Here is a 23,332-nt window from a genome sequence, read left to right as displayed (position 1 = left end):
TGCGTGACTGTGTGACGGACCTACAGAATCTCGGTTCCGACCGTGAAGCGATCCATGACGTCTTCACGTGGAGTCACACCGAAGCCCGGTCCCTGCGGCACAGCGATGTGGCCGTCCTCGATGACAAACGGTTCGGTGATGTCCTCCTTGTAGAAGCGATCGGAAGCCGAGATGTCGCCGGGCAGCGTGAACCCGTCCAGCGCCGCGAGGGCCGCGTTGGCGGCGCGGCCGATTCCGGTCTCGAGCATTCCGCCGCACCACACCGCAATACCGTGTGCCGAGGCGAGATCGTGGATGCGCTTGGCTTCCAGATATCCACCGACACGGCTCGGCTTGATGTTGATGACCGAAGCGGCACCGAGCGTGATGGCATCCGCCGCATCCTTGGCCGACTCGACCGACTCGTCGAGGCAGATCGGAGTCGAGAGGGACTGGGCGAGCTTGGCGTGCTGCACCAAATCGTCCTCGGCCAGCGGCTGTTCGATGAGGAGCAATGCGAATTCGTCCAGGCGGCGCAGCAACTGCGCGTCGACGAGGGTGTACGCGGCATTCGCGTCGACCTGCAGAGGAACGTCGTAGCCGAACTCCTTGCGCACCGCAGCCACGGGAGCGATGTCCCAGCCCGGCTTGATCTTCAGCTTGATTCGCACGTAACCCTGCGACAGATAATTACCGACGGTTTCGAGTAGCTGCGGAATGCTGTCCTGGATGCCGACGGACACTCCCGAGGGCACCCGAGTGCGAGTGGCACCGAGGTACCGAGCGAAAGACTGTCCACGAGCCCGCAATTCAGCATCGAGGATTGCCATTTCGATAGCCGACTTGGACATCTGGTGACCCACGATGTGGTGAAGTACGCTGCCGACCGTCTCGGCGGTGAGCGGTTGATCCGACTGCGACTTACGTAGCGTCGGAACAAGATACTCGCGAAGCATCGCCCGCGCACCAGCGGTGTATTCGGAGTTGTAGTACGGATCGCTGAGCGAGCCGCACTCGCCCCAGCCGACGGTCTCCACCGGACCGTTGGGGCCGTCGGTGGTGCCGCTCACTTTCAGGACGAGGGTGTTGCGCTCGAGCTGGGTGCTGAATGACGTGGTGAAGGGGGAGACGAGAGGGATGCGCAGTTCGCGCAATTCGACGGACTCAATGTGCATGGACTTGCTCTTCTCCGGTTGTCTCGCAGATTTTCGTGAACATGTAATAGCCGCTGGGGTCGAAGCCGGTCGATTGCCATTCCTTCGAGGCGATCAGTGGTTCGAGGTACTCGCGAAGCGCGTGTCGCCAGGCAAAGGCAGAGGCGCGGTCGACTGTTCTCAGATGCTCGATGTCTCTGGGTATTCCGACTGCGATATCGACGCAGTCGGGTGGGATCGGGAGCATTCGAGGCGTACCGTCTTCGGTGGGTTGAAGCACCTTGAATGTATCATTCACGGCCACAGTAGAACTCGGAGATCCATCGACGTCGAGGTCCCAACTGACGAGCATACGATCGCTGGCGTCGCCTGCGTTGATTCCGTCTGCCATCGACCCGTAGAAATCCGGGTTGTATTCGGCCGGTTCGGCTCCGAGACGCTGAATGTTGAAATAGGCATTTCGTGCGACCAGTGGATCGAAGGTCCACCGGATCGTCCTGACGCCGCGCTCGATGCACCAGTCTCGCTGATGATGCTTGAGGGCGCTGCCGATTCCCTTGCCTGCGTGTCCCGGTAGTACTCCGGCGATGTGTGAGTGCAGAACCTCGCCGAGAGGCTCGACGAAGAATCCGACGCAACCACCGATCATTTCGCCTTCGGAAAAGGCTCCCACCACGTAGTGACCACCGTGGTGAAGCGCAACCAACATCGCCGTGCCGAAATGAGCCGGTCCGGGACTGGTAGCCCAGATCTCGTCGAAAACGGCGGATAGATCGGCTATTTCGCGGGTATCGACCAGTTCTCGAAACTCAACCGCTTTGCTTTTCGACACGAGGGCCCCCTTCAGACGTGATCGAACGAATAAGGCCCGCAACCAACGCCGTTCTCGGAGCGATTGCGGACACGAGCGCATGCTCGGTCTCGGCGTGTGCACCGCCGCCGACGCCACCGAGGCCGTCGAGGGTGGGGATGCCGATGCCGGCAGTGAAGTTTCCGTCCGAGGCTCCGCCGACGGCGAGGCCGACGGGAGGAGTCAGATCATGCTCGAGCGCAACGCGTTCCGCCAACGCCAGCAACGGTGCGGACATCGTCGCTTCGAGAGGGGGACGGTTGACACCACCCGAGACCGTGACTACGGCTTCGGGGTGGATTGCCTGCAGGGCTCGGATATTCGCATCGACGCGCTCCTGCTCGGCGGCGCTGGTTGCGCGCACGTCCACGTCGACGAAGGCTTCTGCCGGAACGGTGTTGGTTGTGGTTCCGGCTGAAATGACAGTCGGGGTGACGGTGGTTGCCTGTGCCGGCGAGGACAAGTCGTTGATCGCGATCACGAGACGAGCCAGTTCTACTGCAGCGTTGATGCCTTTTTCCGGCTCCAGCCCGGCGTGGGCGGCGCGACCGGCAACATGGATCCGATACAGCGACACTCCCTTGCGGACAGTCTTCAGTTCGCCACCGTCACCGCCGGCCTCGAGAACCAGTACCGCGCCTGCCGCAAGTTCCTCGATGAGGGACCGCGACGTGGGTGAACCGATTTCTTCGTCACCGGTCACGAGGAGTGTGATTCCGTCGAGTGCATCGTCGCCGTGCAGCTCCCGGACGATAGCGAGGGCGTGGATTGCCTGAACGACACCAAGTTTCATGTCGAGTCCGCCCGGACCTCGGAGCGCTCCGTCGGTGACGGCTGCGGGCAGGCGTGTCAGGGTGCCGATCGGCCACACGGTGTCATGATGACCGAGCAGCATCAGCCGCGTCGGTGAGCTGCCGAAACGGGTCACCAGATGGGTACGGCCTTCCGTCACTATCGACTCCGGTGTCACGCCGAGTCGTTCGTGGACAAGGTCTGACGTCCACTTCGCGCTGCGGGCAACAGCTTCGAGATCGTGTGACGGCGACTCGACTTCGATGAGCGCGATGGCGTCCTCGAGGATCTGAGGAAGTTGGCGCTCGGCCAGATCGCGGAGAATGGTCATCGGTTGTTCACTCGCGGATACGCGCGGCTTCCGACGTGTAGCAATTGTGTACTCCCGTTGTCGGAGAAAGTGATCCGGATCCAACCCGCTGATTGAGGTAGTTGGGTCGCGAATACTCCAGGGTGAACTTCGATCAGGCTGAGAGAGACGGACTCTGCGCTTTCGGCGGTGACCGAAGGGTCGATGTGATCGGTGCGGCGGGCGGTCAGGGAACCGCCGGTCCTTTCCAAGACGAAATCGGCTGCGGCATCGCGGTACAGGCCGCACAGCGCATCGAGTTCTTCAGGTGAGGACGTGACGCGGGTGTGGGGGTCACCAGGCGAGAATGCCGGTGTCACACTGACGCCGCCTATGGAACCGATTACTTCAGCCAGAAGATCGCCGGAGAGAGCGTCCATTGCTCCACCGTTGGCCATCAGGACCACGGCTAGACCGCACGACGGCACCACTCGCAAGAACGACTGCTGGCCGAGAGTTCCGCCATTGTGGCCATGAGCCAGTACCCCGCCCCAATTATGCAGCAGCCACGTGGTTCCCATGATGTCCGCTGACGACACGTCACCGATCTGGCGGCGCTCCTCGAGCATCGCCAGATGGGTGGACCGCTGAAGCAGAATCGGATCCTCGCGCATCGAATCCTGCGCGAACAGAAGAAGGTCCTCGGCGGTGCTGTTGATGAGACCGGCGGGGCCCATCGAGCGAGGGATGAGGAATTGTGGTGTCTGCTCGAGGTCGTCGGCAGCGCCGACGTGCCCGACTGCAGCGCGGTGCAGTGCCGTCTCCTCAGGCAGGGTCGTGGTTTTGGTCAGGCCGAGCGGTTCGATGATCCGCTCGCGCAGAACCGCGTCCCAACTCTTACCTCGGAGAACCTCGATGATTCGTCCGGCGATCACGAATCCGGTGTTGCAGTACGACCAATCGGTGCCGGGGGCGAAGAGCTGCACCGTTGATTTCAGTGATGCGACGTATCGCTCGACGCAGTCGTCGCCGCGCCCGCCGTCGATGAAAACGTCACCGTCGATGCCACTGGTGTGAGTCAACAGGTGGCGAGTCGTGACCGTTTCGGTGGCTACCGCGTCGGCAACTGCGAAGTCCGGCAGGATGTTCCGGACAGGTGAGTCGAGATCCAGCAATCCTTCTTCGACGAGCTGCATGATCAGGGTGGCCGTCCAGACCTTGCTGATCGAACCCATCTGGAACAGCGTGTCGGGCGTAGCCGCGACGCCGGTGCGGGTACTGACGACACCGGACGTGACCACGGTGCGGGAGAATCCGCTGCGGGTTGTGGTCAGAATTCCCAGTGAGGCGCCGGGCACCCCGTACTTCGCACTCAGGGTGTCGAGTCGGTACTGCCAGTAGTCGGGATCGACCGTGGTCAGTGCGGGCTTGGGGGAGAGGTGCCGTTCGATCCAGTCGACGAGACGAGTGCTGTACTCCAGTCGGTGGGACGGCCGACCCGTCAACACGAAGGCATGTGACGCGTCCGGGAAAACCACCAACTCGGTCGGGGTGCCGGCCAAACGCAGTCCACCGAACCACTGTTCGGCCTGGTTGACCGGGCAACGGACGTCGCTGCCGCCGTGAAGGATCAGCGTCGGTGTCGTCACCTGGGAGACTCGCCCCAGCGGCGAAAGTTTCCGTACCCGAGATGACTGCGGGTCGAATTCGACCGTCTGCAGCAAGATGCCCTCGTCCGAGGGGCCGGCTGTGTTCGCGATGTCGCAAACGAGACCACCGGCGACTGCGACGGCAAACCGATCGGTGACGGACGTCAGGGCGCACGTCATGAATCCGCCGTAGCTGTAGCCCGTGAGTACCAGTTGCTTCGGATCGGCCATCCCCTCGGCGACAAGGGTTTCGACCGGTTCGAGCAGGTCGGCACGATCCGCCTCACCCCAGCCGTCCCGCACACCGTCGAAGAAGTCGTTTCCGTAGCCGTCACTTCCGCGCGGATTGATCATCAAGACCGTGAATCCCAGCGCGACCAGTTCCGCGTGGTATGCGTGCATCACGGTGGGCGTTCCGGTCCAGGCATTGTGTGGTCCGCCGTGGACGTCCAGAACCAGCGGACCGGCGCCCGTGACGTTCGGGTCGCGCAGGATCCAACCCTGAACACGGGTGCCGTCGCTGATGTCGAACCAACGCTCGGAGGCGACTGGAAACGCGACGGAAGTTGTCAGTTCCGTGTTCAATTCGGTGACGGTTTCGACTGCACGAGTCTCGAGGTCGATGACGGCGACCTCGCCGAAGGATGTCGCCGTTGCCAGCGCGACGACGGCTCGCCCGGACGTCAGGGCAAGGCCTGAGACCACGGTCTGCTCGCCGGTGAGAAGTGGTGAGACGGAGCCTGATCCGAAATCGACCTTGTGCAGTTCGGTGGAGCCGTGGTTGCGGATGCAGAAGACGATGTCGCCGTCGGCGGTGAAACTCGGTGCGCCACCGGGATAACCGGTTCCGCCCGGCATGACGTTTCGGTCGAGTCCGGACGTCAGGCTGCGGTCTTCCACTCGCTGGTCGCGGTGCAGGACAAGAAGCTCGTTGTTGTGAATGATCGGTGTGTGCCAACCGACGGCTACGACCGCGTCGCCGGCAGGTGTCCATGCAAGTGGTCCTGCGATGCCGCGTGCGTGCCCCAACATCCGCGGAGTGGAGGCGAGATCAGTCAGCGATACGGTCCAGGCGGAACTCGCCCGCGTCAGATCGGCGTCGCCGTCCATCGCCGCGGTGAAAGCCAGTTCGGTGCCGTCGGGACTGTACGCGGGATGCGAAGCGTCCCAATCGCCGTCCGTCAGCTGCCGAAGCGAGCCGGCGGCCAGATCGAACTCGAACAAGTGCGCCCGAACGCTGCCCCGGACACCGGATCCGTCGACCTTGTAGTTGAGGCGCTTCGCCACCAAGAGGCATGACGATCCGGCGGCAGTGCGGTCGACGGGGGCGCTGAAGGCGATCCGAGCGCCGTCAGGAGAGAACACCGGTGCCCCCGCGCCGAGCGGGAGCTGCGCCGTGGTGGTCAGCTGTGTTGCCGGACCCCCGGTGGCGTCGACCTTCCACAGTTGTGGTGTGCCCGAGGAATCCGGCCGAACGAAGACCAACAGCGTCGAAACGGGATGCCAAGCCGGCGAGGTGTCGGCAGGTCCCGCGGTGAGCTGTAGTTGCGGGGAAGCCAACCAGATCGAGTGCTCGTTGGTATCCGCAGCCGGATTCGCTTCGGTACGTACGTATGCAATGCGTCCCGACGCCGATACGGCGATGTTGGTCGGTGTAACCACGGACGCGTAATCCTGGATTCTCGCCGAACGACGTTCTTCGGCACGGGCTACGGCAGCGGGGGAGTCGAGAGTGGTCGGCGTTGTCATTGGAACATCGGCTCCCCGAATGTCGGGATCGCGGACAACAGCTTTGCCGTGTACGGCTCCTTGGGCGAATCGATCACGTCGAGAACCGGCCCGTGCTCGACGATCTCGCCGCCGAGCATGACTGCGACGTGGTCACAGACGTAGCGGATCACCGCCAGGTTGTGACTGACGAACAGAACCGTCAGACCAAGCTGCTTCTGCAGATCCACCAACAGATTCAGAACCGCGCCCTGCACGGACACGTCCAGAGCGGAGGTGATTTCGTCGGCAAGCAGAACTGCCGGTGCGGCTGCCAAAGCCCGCGCGAGGGCAACGCGTTGGCGCTGACCACCCGACAACGACGATGGGTATTCGTGCGCCTTCTCCACCGGCAGTTGGACGGTGGTGAGGAGTCGAGCGACCTCGGCGGCGCGGTCGCCGCGGCTGCGCCGAGCTTTGTCACGACGCTCGGTGGACCGCAGCGCCTCGGCGAGTGACTGGCCGATGGTCATTCGCGGGTCGAGGCACGAGTACGGATCTTGGAAGACCATCTGGATCCGGTGGCGCAGACGAGCCGTCGCGCCGCGGGCGTGAGCGACGTCCACACCGTCGAGAAGGATCTGGCCGGAACTGGGCTCGGCCAGGCCGACAGTTGCTCGCGCCAGTGTCGACTTTCCGGAACCCGATTCACCGACGAGACCGACCACCGATCCGGAGGGGATGTCGAGATTGATGTTCTTGACGGCGTGGAATTTTTTCGAACCGCTACCGAGGTGGACGTTGACGTCACGGAATTCGAGTCTGCTCATCGGATCTCCTCTGCAACAGCCAACAGTTCTTCCAACTCGATGTCGGCGGTGCTCTCCTCGGCGTCGAGGCTCTCCACCTGCCAGGCTTCGTCGACGGTGGCAAGCGGCTTGTCGCGATCGGTGCTCATGGTGGGGACCGCGGCGATCAGCGCGCGGGTGTACGGATGCTTTGCACGGCCGGCAATCAGATCGTCGACTGCGATGTCTTCGACGATTTCGCCGGCAAACATGACGAGGACACGGGTGCACATGCCGGTGATGACGGCCATGTCGTGCGAGATGAGAAGGATTGCGGCGCCGGTTTCTTCGCGAACCTCGTGGAGCAGCCCGAGGACCTCACGCTGAACGGTCACGTCGAGCGCAGTGGTGGGTTCGTCCGCGATGATCAGAGCGGGCTTACCCATCAGACCCATGGCGATCATCGCGCGCTGACGCATACCGCCGGAGAACTCGTGGGGGTACTGCTTCGCACGCCTGGGCGCGTCGGGGATCTTGACGGCGTTCAGTCGCTCGACTGCCGCCTTCTTCGCGTCGGCCTTGCTCATACCTTCGTGGAGCCAACCGATCTCGGCGACCTGGTATCCGACCTTGAGAGACGGATTCATGGACGACATCGGATCCTGGAACACCATCGCCATACGTGTGCCGAGTTGGCGGGCAACCTTGCGCGAAGCCGCGTCGTCCGGCCGCTTGCCGTCCTTCATCAGCACGGTGCCGTCGAACTCGATGAGCCCGGCGTCGACCACGGTGGGGTGGTCGGTCAGCTGCGCGATTGCCATGCAACTCAGTGACTTTCCGGATCCGGATTCACCGACGATTCCCACGGTTTCGCCACGGTGAACTGTAAAACTGATGTTGTCGACGGGGCGACGCCAGTCGTCACCCGCGGGGACTGCGACGGACATGTTGCGGACGGTCAGTACCGCGTCTTCGTCGGTGGGCGCCGAATCGGCCTGGGCAGTTTTCCGGTTGATCGGCTTCCACTTCGGCAGGCGACTGCTGATCGGGCTGCGAACTCCCGCGCCGCGAGCAATGGCCTCGCCGAGCAGCGTGAAGGTCAAGCCGGCGAGCACGACGGCGATGCCGGGGGCGAGTGCGGTGGCCGGGTTGACGAAGATCTTCGACAGACCTTCGTTGAGCATCCGGCCCCAGTCGAATGCAGGCGGCTGAATGCCCAAGCCGAGGAACGAGAGTCCGGCGAAGACCACGAGGCCGCTGCCGACAGCGATGCTGGCATTGACGATGAGTGGTTCACGGATATTGGGGAGAATGTGGCGGAACAGCAGCCCCGGCTTGGTAACCCCGAGGATGCGCGCTGCGTCGATGAAGTCGCGTCCGTTGACCGACGAAGCCAGTGCGTACGTCAACCTCGCGAACGGCGAGGCCAGGGCGAGACCGATGGCGATCACCGCGCTGCCAGCACCCTGTCCGAGAACGACCAACAGGAAGATCGCGAGGAGCAGTCCGGGGAATGCGATGGCGAAGTTGAGGAATGCCACGACCATTCGTCCGACCCAGCGGGGAGCGAGCGTCGGGAGCGTACCGAGTATCAGGCCAATTGTGACACCGAGTGCGACGGCTCCGAGAGCCATGAGCACCGACAGTCTCGCGGCGGTCATCGTGCGGGCGAAGACGTCACGCCCGCCGGCGTCGGTGCCGAAGATGTGCTCGGAACTAGGTCCCTGAGAGAGTGCCTTCGGGTTGGCTGCGACAGCGGCGTCACCCCAGATCATCGGTCCGAAGATGACGAGGGCGATCAGAGCGGTCAGGAAGGTGAGGGCCAGGATTCCCAATGGGGTGCGGAACGTTCCGACGATCCAGTGTCGTCGCGGGGGCGTCTTGGGGGCCGCAGTGGGGGCCGTAGGTGAGGTGCTCAACTCAGTTCTCCCGAATTGTGGATCGTGGGTCGATGAGAGCGAGCACCACGTCGACGATGAAATTGATGAGAAGGACGATGGCGCCGTAGATCACGACCAGTGTCTGGGCGAGCGGGTAGTCCTTCTCGGTGATGGACTTGACCAGCGCCATGCCCATGCCGGGCCAGGCGAAGATGCTCTCGATGAGCACGGTGCCGGCAATCAGACCACCCAGGAGGAGTCCGGCGAGCGTCAGCGTCGACGTCATGAGGTTGGGCATTGCATGACGGAAGTAGATTCGTGCCACGGGCATTCGCTTGGCGCGCGCCGTACGGATGTAGTCCATGTCCAACACGCCGAGCGCCTCTGCACGGACGATGCGCGACATCGAGGCGATGGCACCGATCGACATGGCCGCGACCGGGAGGATGTAGCTTTCCGGTCCACCTCGGCCGGCGACGGGCAGAACAGGGAACGTGACGGCAAAGAGGTAGACCAGCGCCGTTCCGAACATGAACTCGGGGATCACGGCGATGGTGCCCGACGTTGCGGTGTAACCGATCTCGACTCCGCGTCGTCGACCGTTGCGGGTCAGTGCAGCGAAGATGAGGCCGATCGGAATGCCCACTAGCAGCACCGTGACGACTGTGAGTACAGCCAGTTCGAGTGTTGCCGGTAGGCGGGACGCGATCACCTCGAAGACCGGAGTCCTCAAGGTGATCGAGTCACCGGGATTCCCGCTCAGCAACCCGCCGACGAATCGGAAGTACTGCTGCCACAAGGGAAGGTCGTAACCGAGCTGAGACCTCGTTGTCTCGACCAGTTCGACCGGTGCGTTCATTCCCAGTGCCAACCGAACCGGGTCTCCCGGAATCAGTTGGAGCATCAGGAACGCCGCAGTCACCAGCGCCCAGAGTGAAATCACGAAGGTGCCGAAACGACGCAGAAGATATGCGGGCCAGCTGTCGGACTCGAGCCACTTTGCTCGAGCCTGAGGCGCCGCTTCTGGTTTCGCGGCTTCAATAGTTTGACTCATGGGCTGTCTTTCCGGAGGGCGGGATGCTGGGGCGGGAAGATATTTCAGAGTGGGTGGACGGCCTACTGGTAGAGACGCAGCGCAGAACCGTTGAGCGACTTGCCGAATGAGAGTCCGGCCTTGTTGAAGTACACGTTCATGACGGAGTCTGCGAAGGGCACGGCCGCGATCGTCTTGGTGAGCTCCGACTCGGCGTCGGCCCAGGCGTCACAAGCGTCGCTACCGGTCAGACCGGAAGCCTTGGTGGCTGCTGCTTCGTAGGCGGGGTTGCTGACAGATCCGAAGTTCTTGCCTGCTGCGGGAACCGGCCCGGCAAAGTACGCAGTGAAGGTGCTGGGCAGCGAGGAGTTGACCTGGACCCAGGCGATGTCCCAGGCAGAGTTGTCCTTGCCGCTCAGAATGACGTCGATGATCTTGTTCGAGTCGCCCCCGGTCACCTCGACGTTTGCGCCGAGTTCGGACCACGCCGACTGAGCAAGTTCGGCCGCCGCGTTGCGCGGATCGTCGGTGCCGTCGTACACGAGGCGGAGATTGAGCGGCTTGCCATCCTTGCTTCGCTTGCCGTCAGCGCCGGCGGTCCAACCAGCGCCGTCCAGTGTTGCCTTGGCGGCAGTGAGGTCGAAGTCCGGAATGTTGCCTGCGACAGAGTCGTAAACGCAGGCGCGCGGTTCGACGGCGACGAGGCTGGTTGCCCGGACCCCGTGTCCGGCGGTGATGACCTGAGTGAGGTCGTCGAGATCGACCGCTTGGATCAGGGCCTTGCGCACTGCGGGATCGCTGGTGGGATTACTCGCGATCTGGTTGAAGTACATCTGGCCTGCCGGCAGAGGCCGACCGACGGAGTCCAGATTGGCTGCCGCGACGCGGTCCTTGTCCGGACCGGCGATCGGAGCTGCGTTGAGTTCACCCGAGAGCAGCTGATTTGCGGCGGTGCTCACGTTCGGCGACATGGCGGCGACGACCGTCTTGGGGACGCCCGGGGTGTCGGAGGTCGTGCCGTCGGGGCCCCAGTTGTAGCCCTCGCGACGCTGGAACGTGTAGTGGTCGTTGGCGGCAACTTCGGTGACTTCGAACATGCCGGTGCCGAGCGACTTCTTGTTCGACGCTGTCGGATCTTTCAATCCGGCCTCGCACAGGATCGGCAGGCGACCGACGTTGAGAAGAAGGAACGGGCTCGGCGCCGGAGTGGTCACCGTGACACTGCGCGTTGCCGGATCGGCAGTCGCAGTGGCGCCGGTCGGCACGGAGGACCCGCGCAACTGTGAACCGTTGTCCGGGTTGGCCACGAAGTTGATGTTGTCCGCGACGGTCTGCGGTGTCAGCGTCGATCCGTCGGTACAGGTCACCCCGTCACGGATGGTGAAGGACGCCGAGGTCGGGGTCTCCTCCCACTTCTCCGCCAACCACGGTCCGACTTCACTGGTATCGGGATCCTGGTAGATCAGGTAGTCGTACGCCAAACGCGACAACTCGGCGGTCGCCGAGGCGGCCGACATGATCGGGTTGAGTGCACCCGGATCGGCCTGCAGGGCGAAACGGAAGGTCCCGTCGGTGGCCGGTTCACCGCCACTGGCGCCCGAGGACGTGCCTCCCGAGCCACAAGCAGACAACACAAGCGTGAGCCCTGCGGCTGCCGCAAGTGTTGGATAGAAGCGGTGTTTCATGGTGCCTCCGTGATGGAGCAGGGGCCCGAGCGAAAAACGTGAGGGCGCGGTTGAGTGTTGACTGCTAAATCTTGGCGCATGACGTGACGCGCATCTCTGTCGATCCTCACGAAAATCGGGTCGATTTTCGTCCGCTCCCACGAAAACCGTCAGGATCAGTGAATACCTGTCCGTATACCGACAGCGACCGGCGAAACACGACGATTTCCCCGGTCGCTACCGGCGGTCTACTGGTACAGGCGCAGGGCCGAACCGATGAAATTGCGGCCGAATGCAAGACCCGCATTGTTGAAGTAGAGAGTCGTGATCTTGTCGGCAAAAGGTACCGCCGAGTTTGCTTTGATGATCTCGGACTCAGCGTCTGCCCAAGCGGCACAAGCGTCCTCGCCCGTCAGCCCGGAAGCCTTGGTGACGGCTGCGTCGTAGGCCGGGTTGGAGATCGACGCAAAGTTCATTCCCGCAGCGGGCACCGGACCGGAGAGGAAGGGGACCAGCATGCTGGGCAGCGCGACGTTGATCGGCTCCCACGCGACATCCCACGCCGTGTTGTCCTTGCCGCTGAGTGCGACATCGAGAATCTTGTTCGAGTCTCCACTGGTGAGTTCAACGGTGGCGCCCAGGTCGTTCCACGCGTTGACTGCGACGTCGGCGGCAGCATCGGTCGCGTCGCCGAACGTCTCGTAGACCATCCGAATTCGGAGCGGTGTGCCGTCCTTGCTGCGTTTACCGTCCGCGCCGACCTTCCAGCCCGCAGACTCGAGAGTTGCTGCGGCCGCACTGGTATCGAAGTCCGGTAGGTTTCCGGCGACAGAGTCGTAGATGCAGGCCCGCGGTTCGATGGACACCATCGTGGTCGATCGGGTTCCGCGGCCGGCGGTGAAGATCTCGGCGAGGTCGTCGAGATTGAGAGCCTGGACCAGCGCCTTGCGTACGGCAGGATCGCTCGTCGGATTGCCGGGACTGTGGTTGAAGAACATCTCGCCCGCTGGAGCAGGCTGCTTGACGGTATCCAAGTTCGCGGCGTTCATGCGGTCCTGATCGGGGCCGGAGACGGCAGCGGCATTCAGATCACCGGACAACACCTGGTTGGCCGCTGTGCTGTTGTTCGTGATGATGGATGCGACGACATTCTTGGGTACACCGGCAGTGTCGGAGGTAGTGCCGTCCGGTCCCCAGTTGTATCCGTCGCGCCGAACGTAGGAGTAATGATCGTTGGCGACTGCCTCGGTCATCTGGAACATGCCCGACCCGAAGGTCGTCTTGTTTGCCGCCGTCGGATCCTTCAACCCGGCCTCGCACATGATCGGTATTCGCGCCAGGTTGAGAAGCAGGAACGGAGAGGGTTCCGGAGTTGTGACCGTTACGGTCCGGGTCGCCGGGTCGGCGGTGGCAGTTGCAGTTGCCGGTGCGTACACCCCGCGGAGAGCGGATTTGTTTGCTGCGTTGGTGATGAAATTGACGTTGTCGGCGACGGTCTGGGCAGTCAGAGCGGATCCGTCGTTACAGGTGACGCCGTCGCGAATGGTGAAGGACGCGGAAGTGGTTGTCTCTTCCCATTTCTCGGCGAGCCACGGCTTGGTTACGCCGGTATCGGGATCCGGATGGAGCAGATAGTCGTAGCTCAGACGCGCCAGTTGGTGCGCCGGCGAAGCGGCGGTCATCAGCGGATTCAGAGCGCCGGGGTCGGCCACGAGAGCCAATTTGAAGGTGCCGTCCGTGACGGGTTCACCCCCACCCGAACCCGATGAGCCACCCGTTGAGCACGCGGTCAGGGCAAGAACGGTGCCAGTTGCCGCAGCCAGTAGTGCGTAGGACCGTTGTTTCATGGTGCCTCCGGAAGGTGTGGTCCCGCCCGAGTGACGCGAGGTCTGTCGGGTCAGGAGCAAAAGACGATTGCTTGAATCTTCACCCAACAAAAGAACGAGAACATCGTCCGGATTTACGAATGTTTCGTGAGACTTGGTAGATCGCTACAACATTGTCGGATGGAAGAGACGAAGCTGGAGCATCAGGCTGAATCGAGTTTCCGGATCATCGAGATCGATGCCGGCAATCCCGGCAAGCTTCTTGAGGCGGTACCGGAACGTGTTGACGTGGATGTGAACCAAGGACGCAGCAGCCGGAATGTCGCCGAACGTGTCGAGCCAGGCGCGGAGCGTGTCGACAAGGTTGATGTCGTGACTGCGGTCGTACTCACGCAGTACCGCGAGCGGACCCGATGCGGTCTCGTTCTCGTCCGCCAGGGCGTCGGAGAGGCGCAGAAGTAGGGAATTGATCTGCACGTCGTCGGCGCGCGCGACGGTCCGGCCCGAAGAATTCCACGTCGACCTCAGAACGCGAAGCGCTCGGTCGGCTTCGTCGCGTGACTTCTCCAGCGTCATCACGTCGGCCACTGTCGCACCGATTCCGATGACCACCGACTTTTCCGAACGGGAACGGTCTGCAAACTCCGACGCGATCCGACGCACGTAGTCGTCGTCGGTCTGATGCCGGGTGTGTGGGATGACGGCGTAGACGGTGCCGCCGATCGCTGCCGCCACCGACAGCGGAAATACTTGGTCGAGATAGGTATTGAGTGTCAGGGCCAGTTGATCGACATCGGCTTCGGCCTCCAACGATGCACCGGCGCCGCTACGGAAGCCGGCCGCAAGTACGTTTGCCTTCGAGCGGCCGTAGCCCAGTCGCTCGGCCGCTTCCTTGGCTGAAGTGCCGCCACTCAGTAACGTGATCACCTCGCCCAACCTCAGCCGTCGTGCGGAATCGGCTGCCAGCTTGGCGCGAAGTAAACTCATCGCGGCTACGCCCGCCGCCTCGACGAGCGTTTTGACCTGCAATTCGTTCGGCTCCTCGTCCAGGATCACCCAGATCGAACCGAGGATCTGCGATGCCGCATGTATTCGCATGCCGACGCGGGGCCTGATGCCCGGCCCGATACCCGGTAGAAATACCGGCAGGGTAGAGCCGTAGATCTTGTTGAAATACCCCATTGACCTGAGCCGATCGGAATAGTGCTGCGGCACTTGATGTCCGAGGACACTCTGCTTACGTGCCTCGTCGCCGAAGGCTTGATCCGCCGAGAACGCGAGGATCCGGCTCGACTGATTCTCGATGGTGACCGGGCCGTTCAATACCTGAGCGATCGAGTTGGCAAGATCGAACAGGTCGGCGTCGGCGGCCGACGTGCGGTCCCCGTTGTTGCCGGATTCGAGGATCTCGTTGATCAACGACGCGCTTTGCAGCCAGCTTGCATCCTTGACCATTCCGAGGAGTGCGACGTCGGTGTCGGCCACCGCCTTCTCGACGAGGCCGTCGAAGTCCAGGGGCTCTTTGACGATCAGCGCTACCGCACCTGCCGAGCCGTATTCTCTTACCGCCGTTGCGATATCGGCCGAACCTGCGAGACCTGCGCCGAGTACGACGGCGCCCGCACTGTCCTGGGTAGCTTCGGACCCTTCGTGCAGGGTCACGCGGCTGACAGTGCGGGCGCCGTCGACGGTGTCGCCACCGCTGAGGAACGTCATTCCCAGTCTGTCGACGATGTCGACGATCGATACTCCCGTAGGTGTGGTCACCACCACACCTTAGGGGGAGCGGGGTCGATCAGTTGTCTGGTTGCTCTGCTCAGTTGCTGGGCTGCTCCGCCACGGCCTTCTCGACGAACCGGCGGGTCTGATCGAACGCCGCGGGCACCTGGACGGAATCGGTCATGTCACTGATCTCGGACCACCGTTCGGCGACGACCTCGGGGGAGAGTGCGCTTTCGGGGATGTAGACGCCCTGCGACTCTTCCATGCGAGCGATCGCGAAGACGCCGGCGCCGGCGCTGAGGATGGTCTTCGTCGGTGCGTCATCGGAGACCATGAACAGTGCGCCGGGTGAAATCGATTCGGGTGCAAGCAGAGCGAGAGTCTTCTCGTCGAGGAGGTCTTCGGTCATGCGGGTCGCGGCGGTCGGGGCCAGCGAGTTGACGCGGATGCCCTTGCGTTCGCCCTCGATGGCGAGAATGTTCATGAGGCCGACGACGCCGGACTTCGCGGCGCCGTAGTTCGCCTGGCCGAAGTTGCCGTAAATTCCCGATGCCGACGTAGTCATGAGGATGCGTCCGTAGTTCTGTTCGACCATGTGCGGCCAGACTGCCTTGGAACAGATGACGGAACCCATCAGATGCACGTCGATGACTTTGCGGAAGTCGTCGAGCTCGGCCTTGATGAACGACTTGTCGCGCAGGATTCCGGCGTTGTTGATCAGGATGTCCACGCGGCCCCACTTGTCCACGGCCGTCGCGACCATGGCGGCAACGGCGTCGACGTCAGTGATGTCGCAGTGGTCCGCGATGGCCTCGCCGCCCAGCTCGACGATTTCCGCCACTACCTTGGCGGCTGCGGTATCAGCGCCGCCACTGCCGTTGACCGAGCCACCCATGTCGTTGACGACGACGCGTGCGCCGCGTGCGGCGAGGGCCAATGCGTGTGAACGGCCGAGTCCGCCGCCTGCGCCCGTGATGATCGCTACCTTGCCGGAAAAATCCAACGACATTGGAAAACCTCTCTGATCTGGGATACTACTCAGTATTACTATGCGATGGCGTGGAAACAGTCAAGGGCCGGCAGGCAGTGTGAATGGGAGTGGAAGTCGAATGAGTAGTGATCTTCCGGTCGTGCGATCCGCGATCATCACCAGCGCCGCCGACGCCTTTGCCGAAGACGGTTACGCGGCCACGACTGTAGATTTACTGGCCGATCGAATCGGCGCCACCAAAGGTCTTGTCTACTACCACTTTCGTTCCAAGTTCGACATCTACCTGGCAATATACGAACGCGGGATGAGCCTGCTCCGCGCTGAGGTCGAGTCTCGGATGGGCGGGGCAGAAAGCGGCCTCGCGCGTCTCGAAGCGATGTCGCACGCCCACCTGGTCAATCTCATGACGCATCTCGGGTACCACCACACGATCCACCAAGGTGTCCGGGGCCAGATGAACTCCGCGCTCAAGCCGAGGCAACAGCAAGTCCTCGTGGAGCTGAATTCGCTGCGACTCGACTACGAGAATCTGTTCGTCGACGTGATGACCGAAGGCGTCGCGGATGGTTCCATTCGCGTGGGCTCACCACGGATGGCGGCAAAAGTACTCCTCAGCAGTCTCAACGGCATCGACCTCTGGTACCGAAGGCGTGAAGGGCAGACGTTGGCGGAGACAGAGTCGTTGGCGGACCAGATCGTCGAACTGTTGATCGGCGGATTGCGCGCTGCGAACTGACTGAAAGCTGCATTCGTCGAGCGGGTTTCCTCCGACCGGTTCGTGCTGTCCTGCGGCTTGTCGTTCGGTTTGTCGTGCTCTGACAGTCGGGGTAGCATGTTGGCGTCGTGCGCGGACTTGCGTAGGAATTCAGGGAAGAGGAGGTGTGGCTGTAATGCGTGGCCAACCTCCGAGTACCAACTGAAGCTGTAGCCGCCCGGGTTGATCCGGTATTTTGCTGCAGCTTCATCGTGTGTTCATCGGCTTCGGCTTTGCTGTGAAGCAAGCGTCGTCGTTCACTCTTCCCTCGAAAGCTGTTCAGCATGCGCGAATTTCGTCGTTCACGTTCGGTACTGCCGCGTCGTTCCGCGGGGCTCGGTGACTCACATCCCGGACACTCGCGTGCCGCACGCACCGTCGTCAAGGCGGCCCCGCCCGAGGCGGTGGCGCCCGTCGAATCGACCGTCGTCAACAGCGGCGTGTACCGCGACGGCGAGCGGATAGCGTCACCGTCCACGCTGGCGGAAGCACTGTCATGCCTTCCGGATTCGCAGTCGATGGCGTGGATCGGCATGTACCGGCCCGACGACGCCCAGTTGTATGCCGCTGCACAACATTTCGACCTCCACGAACTGGCGGTCGAGGATGCGATCGTCGCGCACCAGCGCCCCAAGCTCGAGCGCTACGGCAAGACACTGTTCGTGGTCCTGCGTGCTGCGCGGTACCGCGACGAGACCGAGCGGGTCGAATTCGGCGAGTTGCACATCTTCTGTGGTCCGAACTTCATTCTGACCGTCCGTCACAGTGAATCGCCGGATCTGTCGGCGGTGCGGACTCGCATGGAGAACGATCCTGACCTGTTGCGGTTGGGTACCGAGGCCGTTCTCTATGCCATTCTCGACGCGGTCGTCGACGGGTACGCGCCGGTGGTGGCCGGCCTGCAGAACGACATCGACGAGATCGAAACCGAAGTATTCAGTGGCGATCCCGGAGTTTCGCGTCGCATCTACGAACTGACCCGTGAGGTGATCGAATTCCAGCGGGCGACGCGTCCGCTGCTGGGAATGCTGCGTGGGTTGTCGGCAGGGTTCGACAAGTACCACACGGACGAGGAACTCCAGCGATACCTGCGCGACGTCACCGACCATGCGACGACTGTGGTGGAGCGGGCCGACGGCTTTCGTCAGTTGCTCGGAAACATCCTCACGGTGAACGCAACTCTGGTGTCGCAGAACCAGAACGAGGAGATGCGCAATCTGACGCAGGCAAGCTACGCGCAGAACGAGGAGATCAAGAAGGTCTCGGCGTGGGCGGCAATTCTCTTCGCGCCGACGCTCATCGGAACCGTGTACGGGATGAACTTCGACGACATGCCGGAACTGCACTGGCACTTGGGCTATCCGTTTGCGCTCTCGATGATGTTCCTGACCTGTGGAAGTCTCTACACGATCTTCAAGCGTCGGGGCTGGCTGTAGAAAGCGCCGGCTGTAGAAAGCGCTGTGCGCCTTGCCAACCGAGATCGGTTGGCAAGGCGCACAGGTGTTTTTCGGGAGGGCGCTCGAATCAGAGCGTTGCGACGCAGACCGTGAACTTACGTTCCGGGTGCTCGAATCCCGAGTCTGCCCCCGAACCGCATTCGTCGATCGACGTGGAGTTCTGCAGGATTTCGACGACCTCGACGACGTTGGTGCCGCTGGTATCCGAGCATTCGATGCGGGCGGGCTCATCCATTCCGCTGCCGAGGTCCATGCATCCGCCGACTACCCAGTCGACGTCGAGACAGACAGCGCCCTGCTCGTCACCCGCGAGGGTCTCGTAGTAGTACGAGTCGACGTCGGAGGCACACAGATCAGAGGTGGGAACCTTGGCGACCACCTTGTAGTTCGAATCCTTGCTACCGCAGTCCGCGTTGTCGATTTCTGCGGCCGTCGTGGTGCCTCCGAGCTTGACGCAATCACCGATCGACACGTCGATGTCGACGTCGCCGCCGTCGTCCGAGCCCTCCTGGCCGGTGATCTTCGAGGTGGTCGGGGCCGCGGAGGTAGTGGTCGAATCGGCAACCGAGGAAGATGATTCCGCAATGGCTTTCGGCTCGATGTCGGAACCGCAACCGACGGTGAAGGCGGCGATTGCAGAAGTTGCGATCACCGCAGTGCAAAGTCGCCGGACGATTCCGGACATAAGGACCCCTTTGTTGATTCTTGGATAATTCTGTTGGTTCGTGGATTGTTCGGGACCTATTCCAATACATCGGTAGTCGAATTGCCAACCGGACTGTCAGTATGGGTAGGTGGAGCTACCCCTGATGCCGCCGCTTGCCCCGATGCTCGCGAAGGCTGCGGCCACTGTGCCGCCTCAGCCCGAGTCCGGTGACCCGACGTGGTCGTACGAGCCGAAATGGGACGGATTTCGAGCAATCATCTTTCGTGACGGTGACGAAGTGGTGCTCGGATCGCGAGGAGGAAAGGACTTGGCGCGGTACTTTCCCGAGGCGGTGGAAGCCGTCAAGTCTGAATTGCCCGAAAAATGTGTGGTGGACGGAGAACTGGTGGTTCCCCGTGAGATCGACGGTGTGACGCGCCTGAGTTGGGAAGCGCTCTCCGAGCGGATTCACCCCGCCGCGAGCCGCGTCGCATTGTTGTCGGAACAGACGCCCGCGCAATTTGTCGGGTTCGATTTACTGGCGCTCGGGGATCGCGACGTCTCGATCGAGGACTTCGGGGTTCGACGTGCGTTGCTCCTCGATTGCGTCGGTGGCGGGCCGAGTTGCCACGTCACGGCAGCGACGGCCGACAGCGCCGAAGCAATGGCCTGGTTCGAAACCTTCGAAGGCGCGGGTCTCGACGGGGTTGTCGCCAAGAAGCTGGCGGGACCGTACCTGCCGAACAAGCGCGAGATGATCAAGGTGAAACACGCCAGGACCGCGGATGTCGTACTGCTGGGCTACCGTCCCCACAAGAGTCAGCCAGGTATCGGGTCGATGCTTCTTGGTCTGTACGACGGTTCCGAATTGAAGATGGTCGGTGGCGCTTCTGCTTTCACCGCGGCGCGGCGGATCGAGTTGTTGGCCGAACTCGAACCTTTGCGCCTCGGGGACGACGTTGTAGCCGAGGGAGAGGCCAGCCGGTGGAGATCGGCCGCAGACCGCTCCTGGATTCCGCTTCGTCCTGAGAGGGTGCTCGAAGTGGCGTACGACCAGATGGAAGGGGAACGCTTTCGGCACGCTGCACGATTCCTGCGCTGGCGTCCGGACAGGGTGCCCGACGAATGCACATTCGATCAGTTGGAGGTTCCGGTGCGATACGACTTCGCGGATGTTCTTGCAGGCGGTAAGTGATGGCGAGCCCGGCAGAGGAACTGGACGTCGACGGGATCGCGGTCCGATTGTCGAGCCCGGACAAGATCTACTATCCGCAGTTGGGTGAGGACGGCGGAACCAAACGGCATCTTGTCGAGTACTACCGAACGGTGGCGCTGCAGGGTGCAGCGTTGCGGGCGCTCCAAGATCGGCCCACGCATCTTCAGCGATTCCCCGACGGCATCGAGGGCGAAGAGGTTTACCAGAAGCGGCTGCCGGCAAAGCGGCCCGAGCACGTCGAATCCTGCGAGGTCACGTTCCCGTCGGGTCGCAAGGCCGACGTCCTTCGAGTGCGAAGTGCTGCGAACATCGTGTGGGCCGCCAATCTCGGGACTGTCACGTTTCATCCCTGGGCCGTGCGGTGCCCGGACACCGACCACCCGGACGAACTGCGCATCGATCTCGATCCGCAACCGGGGACCGGGTTCGACGAGGCCGTTGCCATCGCGGACGAGGTCCTTCGCCCTCTGCTCGCCGATTTGGGATTGGAAGGATTTCCCAAGACGTCCGGTGGCCGAGGCCTTCACGTCTACATCCCGCTCGAGGCGCGCTGGGATTTTGTCGAGGTCCGCCACGCGGGTATCGCCCTCGCCCGTGAAGTCGAGCGTCGTAGTGCCGATCGCGCCACAACCGCGTGGTGGAAGGAAGAGCGGGGTGAACGGATCTTCATCGACTTCAATCAGAATGCCCGTGACCGGACGATCGCGGCGGCGTATTCCGCTCGTAAGACGCCGATCGCAACTGTGTCGACGCCGGTGACCTGGGACGAACTGCGCGACGTGCATCCAGACGACTGCACCATCGCCACGGTTCCCGGCTTGCTCGCCGATCGTGGTGATCCGATGGAAGCCATGCACGACAAGGCCTTTGCCCTCGATGTTCTGTTGGAGATGTGGGAGAAGGATCTGGCGGCGGGACTGGGCGATCTGCCGTACCCGCCGAACTATCCCAAAATGCCCGGTGAACCCAAACGTGTTCAACCGAGCAAGGACCGCGATCGGAAGAACAAAGACGGGTAGCGTCAGAGGCGGACATATCGGGTAATTCGATCAGACGTCGAATGTACGGTCACGTCGAATGCACTGTGGGGGTTGGATATGGATCGCCGGAAAATGCGAGCAGCAAGCTTAGCGGTGGGCGGCGTGATTCTTGCCGCCTTCGGATTGTCACTCGGTAGCGGAACAGCGTCAGCCGCGACGTTGGATTGTTCGGCGCGCGGGCAAGATCAGACGATCGTCGACGGGTCATCCGCATGCCGAGCGGTGGCAGATGCCTCCAGTTACGCGATTTCACACGTCGAGGGCGACGGCGTCGGCGTCGCGGATTCTCGAGACGGCGGCAGGTCGGCAGGCCTCGGCCTCTTCGGCGGCGTTGCTGCGGCGGAGTCGCGCGGTGGGTTACTTGCCGCCGTCGCGTACGGCCCGGGTTCGCTCGCACTCGGTCGCACCGACTCCTCACCCTTTGCCGTCGTGCTCAGCGGACCTGGCGGCAGAGCGGCAGTGGGTGACGCGGACGTCGGGGCGATCTGCTCAGGTGGTCCCACCCTTGTTTTCAATATCGCCACAGGTCAGGGATGTTTCAGCGACGGCACTTCGACGTGGGTCACCCCGTGAGGGCACCCCGGCCCTGAGCCTCTTGCGTGACAGTGGTCACAATGGTGTCAAGCTCCTGCCACCGATCGGGTGACCGGACAACTTGATCAGCGGGGATCGGAGGACGCGATGACTCCCAGTGCACGACGGGGTTCGCTCGCCCGGGTGGAGGTGCCTTCGCGCACCGAGCTGTACGTGGACCGGCGATTCCTTCCCTTGGCCGACCGCTTTTTCGCGATGTATCGCCAACCGCAACAAGGCGGCGGCGCGCTGGTCGTGTACCTGGGAGGCGAGAAAGTTCTCGACATCTGGGCCGGCAATGCCGATCGTGATCGGCGCTGGGACCACGACACGGTGTCGCTGTCGTTCTCGACCGGCAAAGGCGTCGCCAGCACCGTCGTTCACCGACTCGCCGAACGTGGGTTGATCGACTACGACGCCCCGGTTGCTCGGTACTGGCCTGAATTCGCGGCGGCCGGCAAGGACAAGATCACCGTCCGTGAACTGATGTCACATCGCGCGGGCCTTCACCGAGTTCGCGGCTTGATGCCGCATCCTCTCGACCTGATGGACTACGACGCGGTCGTTGCCGCCCTGGCTGCCGAGAAACCGGATCCGCGTCGGCTTCGAGGCCCCGGCTATCACGCTGTGACCTACGGCTGGTTGGTAGCCGAACTTGTGGCCAGGGTGTCCGGTCAGCCGTTCATCGACGTCGTACAAGCGGAGATAGCGAAGCCCCTCGGAGTCGACGAATTCTGGTACCGCGTACCCGAAACCGAGCGTCCACGGATCGCGAAGCTGTTCCCACATATCAACCCTGCCGGCTTGAACTGGGCCTTCGCGTCGACCGTGCTCTCACACGTCGGTCCGACTCGCGGACTCGCGGAGGCCGCGATGCCGGACGGTTTCGACGTCATGGTGCGCAACCCGGCTGTCCACGACGCCGTCATGCCGGGCTGGAACGGAGTGTTCAGCGCGCGTGCTCTCGCGAAGATGTACGGCGCCATCGCGAACGGCGGCGTGATCGACGGGAAGCGGTTCCTGAAGGAATCGACCATCGACCAGATGTCGACCATCCAGACTCGCGATCGGGATTACGTGCTGGCGGTGCGGCCCAACTGGACTCTCGGTTACCACCCGCCGATCATTGCCGCGCGGCGGCAGCCGCGGAATGCGATAGGCCACTACGGAGTCGGCGGTTCAGGCGCGTATGCGGACCTGTCCAGCGGACTCTCGCTCGGTTTCACCACCAACAGGTTGGGTAGTGCTGTGACAGCTCTCGGTGATCTTCGCCTTGCGAGGCTCGGCGCCGAGGCGCAGGAGTTGGTTCGTCGAATCTGACA

At 62.7% G+C, this 23,332-nt stretch carries 18 protein-coding genes; 6 read left to right on the top strand and 12 right to left on the bottom strand.

The features are described from left to right. Window positions 1-20: 20 nt before the first annotated feature. From menC to QM609_RS23910, 11 genes are all read right to left on the bottom strand, one after another. Complete coding sequence (menC, locus tag QM609_RS23960; RefSeq protein ID WP_003940422.1) at window positions 21-1,154, bottom strand: o-succinylbenzoate synthase; 1,134 nt, start codon at window positions 1,152-1,154, stop codon at window positions 21-23. After that, window positions 1,144-1,965, bottom strand: a complete 822-nt coding sequence (locus tag QM609_RS23955) for a GNAT family N-acetyltransferase (protein WP_050656425.1) — start codon at window positions 1,963-1,965, stop codon at window positions 1,144-1,146. Before QM609_RS23955 ends, menC begins: the two co-directional genes overlap by 11 nt. Continuing rightward, complete coding sequence (locus QM609_RS23950) at window positions 1,943-3,106, bottom strand: M20/M25/M40 family metallo-hydrolase (RefSeq protein ID WP_050656426.1); 1,164 nt, start codon at window positions 3,104-3,106, stop codon at window positions 1,943-1,945. Before QM609_RS23950 ends, QM609_RS23955 begins: the two co-directional genes overlap by 23 nt. Then, window positions 3,103-6,462 carry a serine hydrolase gene (locus QM609_RS23945; protein ID WP_076948431.1) on the bottom strand — a complete coding sequence of 1,120 codons (3,360 nt, stop codon included), beginning with the start codon at window positions 6,460-6,462 and terminating at the stop codon, window positions 3,103-3,105. Before QM609_RS23945 ends, QM609_RS23950 begins: the two co-directional genes overlap by 4 nt. Beyond that, window positions 6,459-7,250, bottom strand: coding sequence for an ABC transporter ATP-binding protein (locus tag QM609_RS23940; RefSeq protein ID WP_003940215.1), 792 nt, complete (start codon window positions 7,248-7,250; stop codon window positions 6,459-6,461). The genes QM609_RS23945 and QM609_RS23940 overlap by 4 nt, the downstream gene beginning before the upstream one ends. After that, complete coding sequence (locus QM609_RS23935) at window positions 7,247-9,127, bottom strand: dipeptide/oligopeptide/nickel ABC transporter permease/ATP-binding protein (RefSeq protein ID WP_225320135.1); 1,881 nt, start codon at window positions 9,125-9,127, stop codon at window positions 7,247-7,249. Before QM609_RS23935 ends, QM609_RS23940 begins: the two co-directional genes overlap by 4 nt. A gap of 1 nt (window position 9,128) precedes the next feature. Continuing rightward, window positions 9,129-10,142 (bottom strand): ABC transporter permease, encoded by a 1,014-nt coding sequence (locus tag QM609_RS23930; RefSeq protein WP_003940249.1) that lies wholly within the window; start codon window positions 10,140-10,142, stop codon window positions 9,129-9,131. Between the two features lie 62 nt (window positions 10,143-10,204). After that, window positions 10,205-11,806: an ABC transporter substrate-binding protein gene (locus tag QM609_RS23925; protein WP_003940335.1), complete on the bottom strand. Its 1,602-nt coding sequence runs from the start codon at window positions 11,804-11,806 to the stop codon at window positions 10,205-10,207. A gap of 227 nt (window positions 11,807-12,033) precedes the next feature. Beyond that, complete coding sequence (locus QM609_RS23920) at window positions 12,034-13,632, bottom strand: ABC transporter substrate-binding protein (RefSeq protein WP_007731371.1); 1,599 nt, start codon at window positions 13,630-13,632, stop codon at window positions 12,034-12,036. Window positions 13,633-13,776: 144 nt separating this feature from the next. Then, window positions 13,777-15,378 (bottom strand): PucR family transcriptional regulator, encoded by a 1,602-nt coding sequence (locus QM609_RS23915; protein ID WP_007731373.1) that lies wholly within the window; start codon window positions 15,376-15,378, stop codon window positions 13,777-13,779. 49 nt (window positions 15,379-15,427) lie between these two features. After that, window positions 15,428-16,342 carry an SDR family NAD(P)-dependent oxidoreductase gene (locus QM609_RS23910; protein WP_283337536.1) on the bottom strand — a complete coding sequence of 305 codons (915 nt, stop codon included), beginning with the start codon at window positions 16,340-16,342 and terminating at the stop codon, window positions 15,428-15,430. A gap of 100 nt (window positions 16,343-16,442) precedes the next feature. On the opposite strand from QM609_RS23910, the gene QM609_RS23905 reads away from it, so the two are divergent. Further along, complete coding sequence (locus tag QM609_RS23905; RefSeq protein WP_050654829.1) at window positions 16,443-17,060, top strand: TetR/AcrR family transcriptional regulator; 618 nt, start codon at window positions 16,443-16,445, stop codon at window positions 17,058-17,060. 302 nt (window positions 17,061-17,362) lie between these two features. Further along, window positions 17,363-18,514, top strand: a complete 1,152-nt coding sequence (locus tag QM609_RS23900) for a magnesium and cobalt transport protein CorA (protein WP_007731382.1) — start codon at window positions 17,363-17,365, stop codon at window positions 18,512-18,514. Between the two features lie 88 nt (window positions 18,515-18,602). Here the strand turns inward: QM609_RS23900 and lppU are convergent, their stop codons facing one another. After that, window positions 18,603-19,220, bottom strand: a complete 618-nt coding sequence (gene lppU / locus QM609_RS23895) for an LppU family putative lipoprotein (RefSeq protein WP_007731384.1) — start codon at window positions 19,218-19,220, stop codon at window positions 18,603-18,605. A 109-nt stretch (window positions 19,221-19,329) separates the two neighbouring features. Here lppU and QM609_RS23890 point away from each other — a divergent pair, with 109 nt between their 5' ends. The 4 genes from QM609_RS23890 (at window position 19,330) to QM609_RS23875 (ending at window position 23,330) form a co-directional block, all read left to right on the top strand. Beyond that, entirely contained in the window at window positions 19,330-20,376 is a 1,047-nt protein-coding gene (locus QM609_RS23890) for an ATP-dependent DNA ligase (protein ID WP_039973226.1), read from the top strand. Continuing rightward, window positions 20,376-21,416, top strand: coding sequence for a non-homologous end-joining DNA ligase (gene ligD / locus QM609_RS23885; protein WP_050654827.1), 1,041 nt, complete (start codon window positions 20,376-20,378; stop codon window positions 21,414-21,416). The genes QM609_RS23890 and ligD overlap by 1 nt, the downstream gene beginning before the upstream one ends. Window positions 21,417-21,509: 93 nt before the next feature. Continuing rightward, the gene (locus tag QM609_RS23880) at window positions 21,510-22,010 is read left to right on the top strand and encodes a DUF6764 family protein (protein ID WP_050654843.1); all 501 of its coding nucleotides are present in this window, start codon (window positions 21,510-21,512) and stop codon (window positions 22,008-22,010) included. Between the two features lie 108 nt (window positions 22,011-22,118). Beyond that, on the top strand, window positions 22,119-23,330 hold the full coding sequence (locus QM609_RS23875) for a serine hydrolase domain-containing protein (RefSeq protein ID WP_003940004.1): 1,212 nt from the start codon (window positions 22,119-22,121) through the stop codon (window positions 23,328-23,330). Window positions 23,331-23,332 lie beyond the last annotated feature (2 nt).

This window comes from Rhodococcus sp. IEGM 1302, from assembly GCF_030056935.1.
GTDB lineage: Bacteria > Actinomycetota > Actinomycetes > Mycobacteriales > Mycobacteriaceae > Rhodococcus_F > Rhodococcus_F qingshengii.
The sequence above is the reverse complement of the archived record's forward strand: the minus strand, read 5'-3'. Positions and strand labels throughout refer to the sequence as shown.

Coding starts and splice junctions, on each gene's coding strand:
- menC (WP_003940422.1), bottom strand. CDS start 1,154: ATGCACATTGAGTCCGTCGAATTGCGCGAACTGCGCATCCCTCTCGTC.
- QM609_RS23950 (WP_050656426.1), bottom strand. CDS start 3,106: ATGACCATTCTCCGCGATCTGGCCGAGCGCCAACTTCCTCAGATCCTC.
- QM609_RS23945 (WP_076948431.1), bottom strand. CDS start 6,462: ATGACAACGCCGACCACTCTCGACTCCCCCGCTGCCGTAGCCCGTGCC.
- QM609_RS23940 (WP_003940215.1), bottom strand. CDS start 7,250: ATGAGCAGACTCGAATTCCGTGACGTCAACGTCCACCTCGGTAGCGGT.
- QM609_RS23930 (WP_003940249.1), bottom strand. CDS start 10,142: ATGAGTCAAACTATTGAAGCCGCGAAACCAGAAGCGGCGCCTCAGGCT.
- QM609_RS23925 (WP_003940335.1), bottom strand. CDS start 11,806: ATGAAACACCGCTTCTATCCAACACTTGCGGCAGCCGCAGGGCTCACG.
- QM609_RS23920 (WP_007731371.1), bottom strand. CDS start 13,632: ATGAAACAACGGTCCTACGCACTACTGGCTGCGGCAACTGGCACCGTT.
- QM609_RS23910 (WP_283337536.1), bottom strand. CDS start 16,342: ATGTCGTTGGATTTTTCCGGCAAGGTAGCGATCATCACGGGCGCAGGC.
- QM609_RS23905 (WP_050654829.1), top strand. CDS start 16,443: ATGAGTAGTGATCTTCCGGTCGTGCGATCCGCGATCATCACCAGCGCC.
- QM609_RS23900 (WP_007731382.1), top strand. CDS start 17,363: ATGCGCGAATTTCGTCGTTCACGTTCGGTACTGCCGCGTCGTTCCGCG.
- lppU (WP_007731384.1), bottom strand. CDS start 19,220: ATGTCCGGAATCGTCCGGCGACTTTGCACTGCGGTGATCGCAACTTCT.
- ligD (WP_050654827.1), top strand. CDS start 20,376: ATGGCGAGCCCGGCAGAGGAACTGGACGTCGACGGGATCGCGGTCCGA.
- QM609_RS23880 (WP_050654843.1), top strand. CDS start 21,510: ATGCGAGCAGCAAGCTTAGCGGTGGGCGGCGTGATTCTTGCCGCCTTC.
- QM609_RS23875 (WP_003940004.1), top strand. CDS start 22,119: ATGACTCCCAGTGCACGACGGGGTTCGCTCGCCCGGGTGGAGGTGCCT.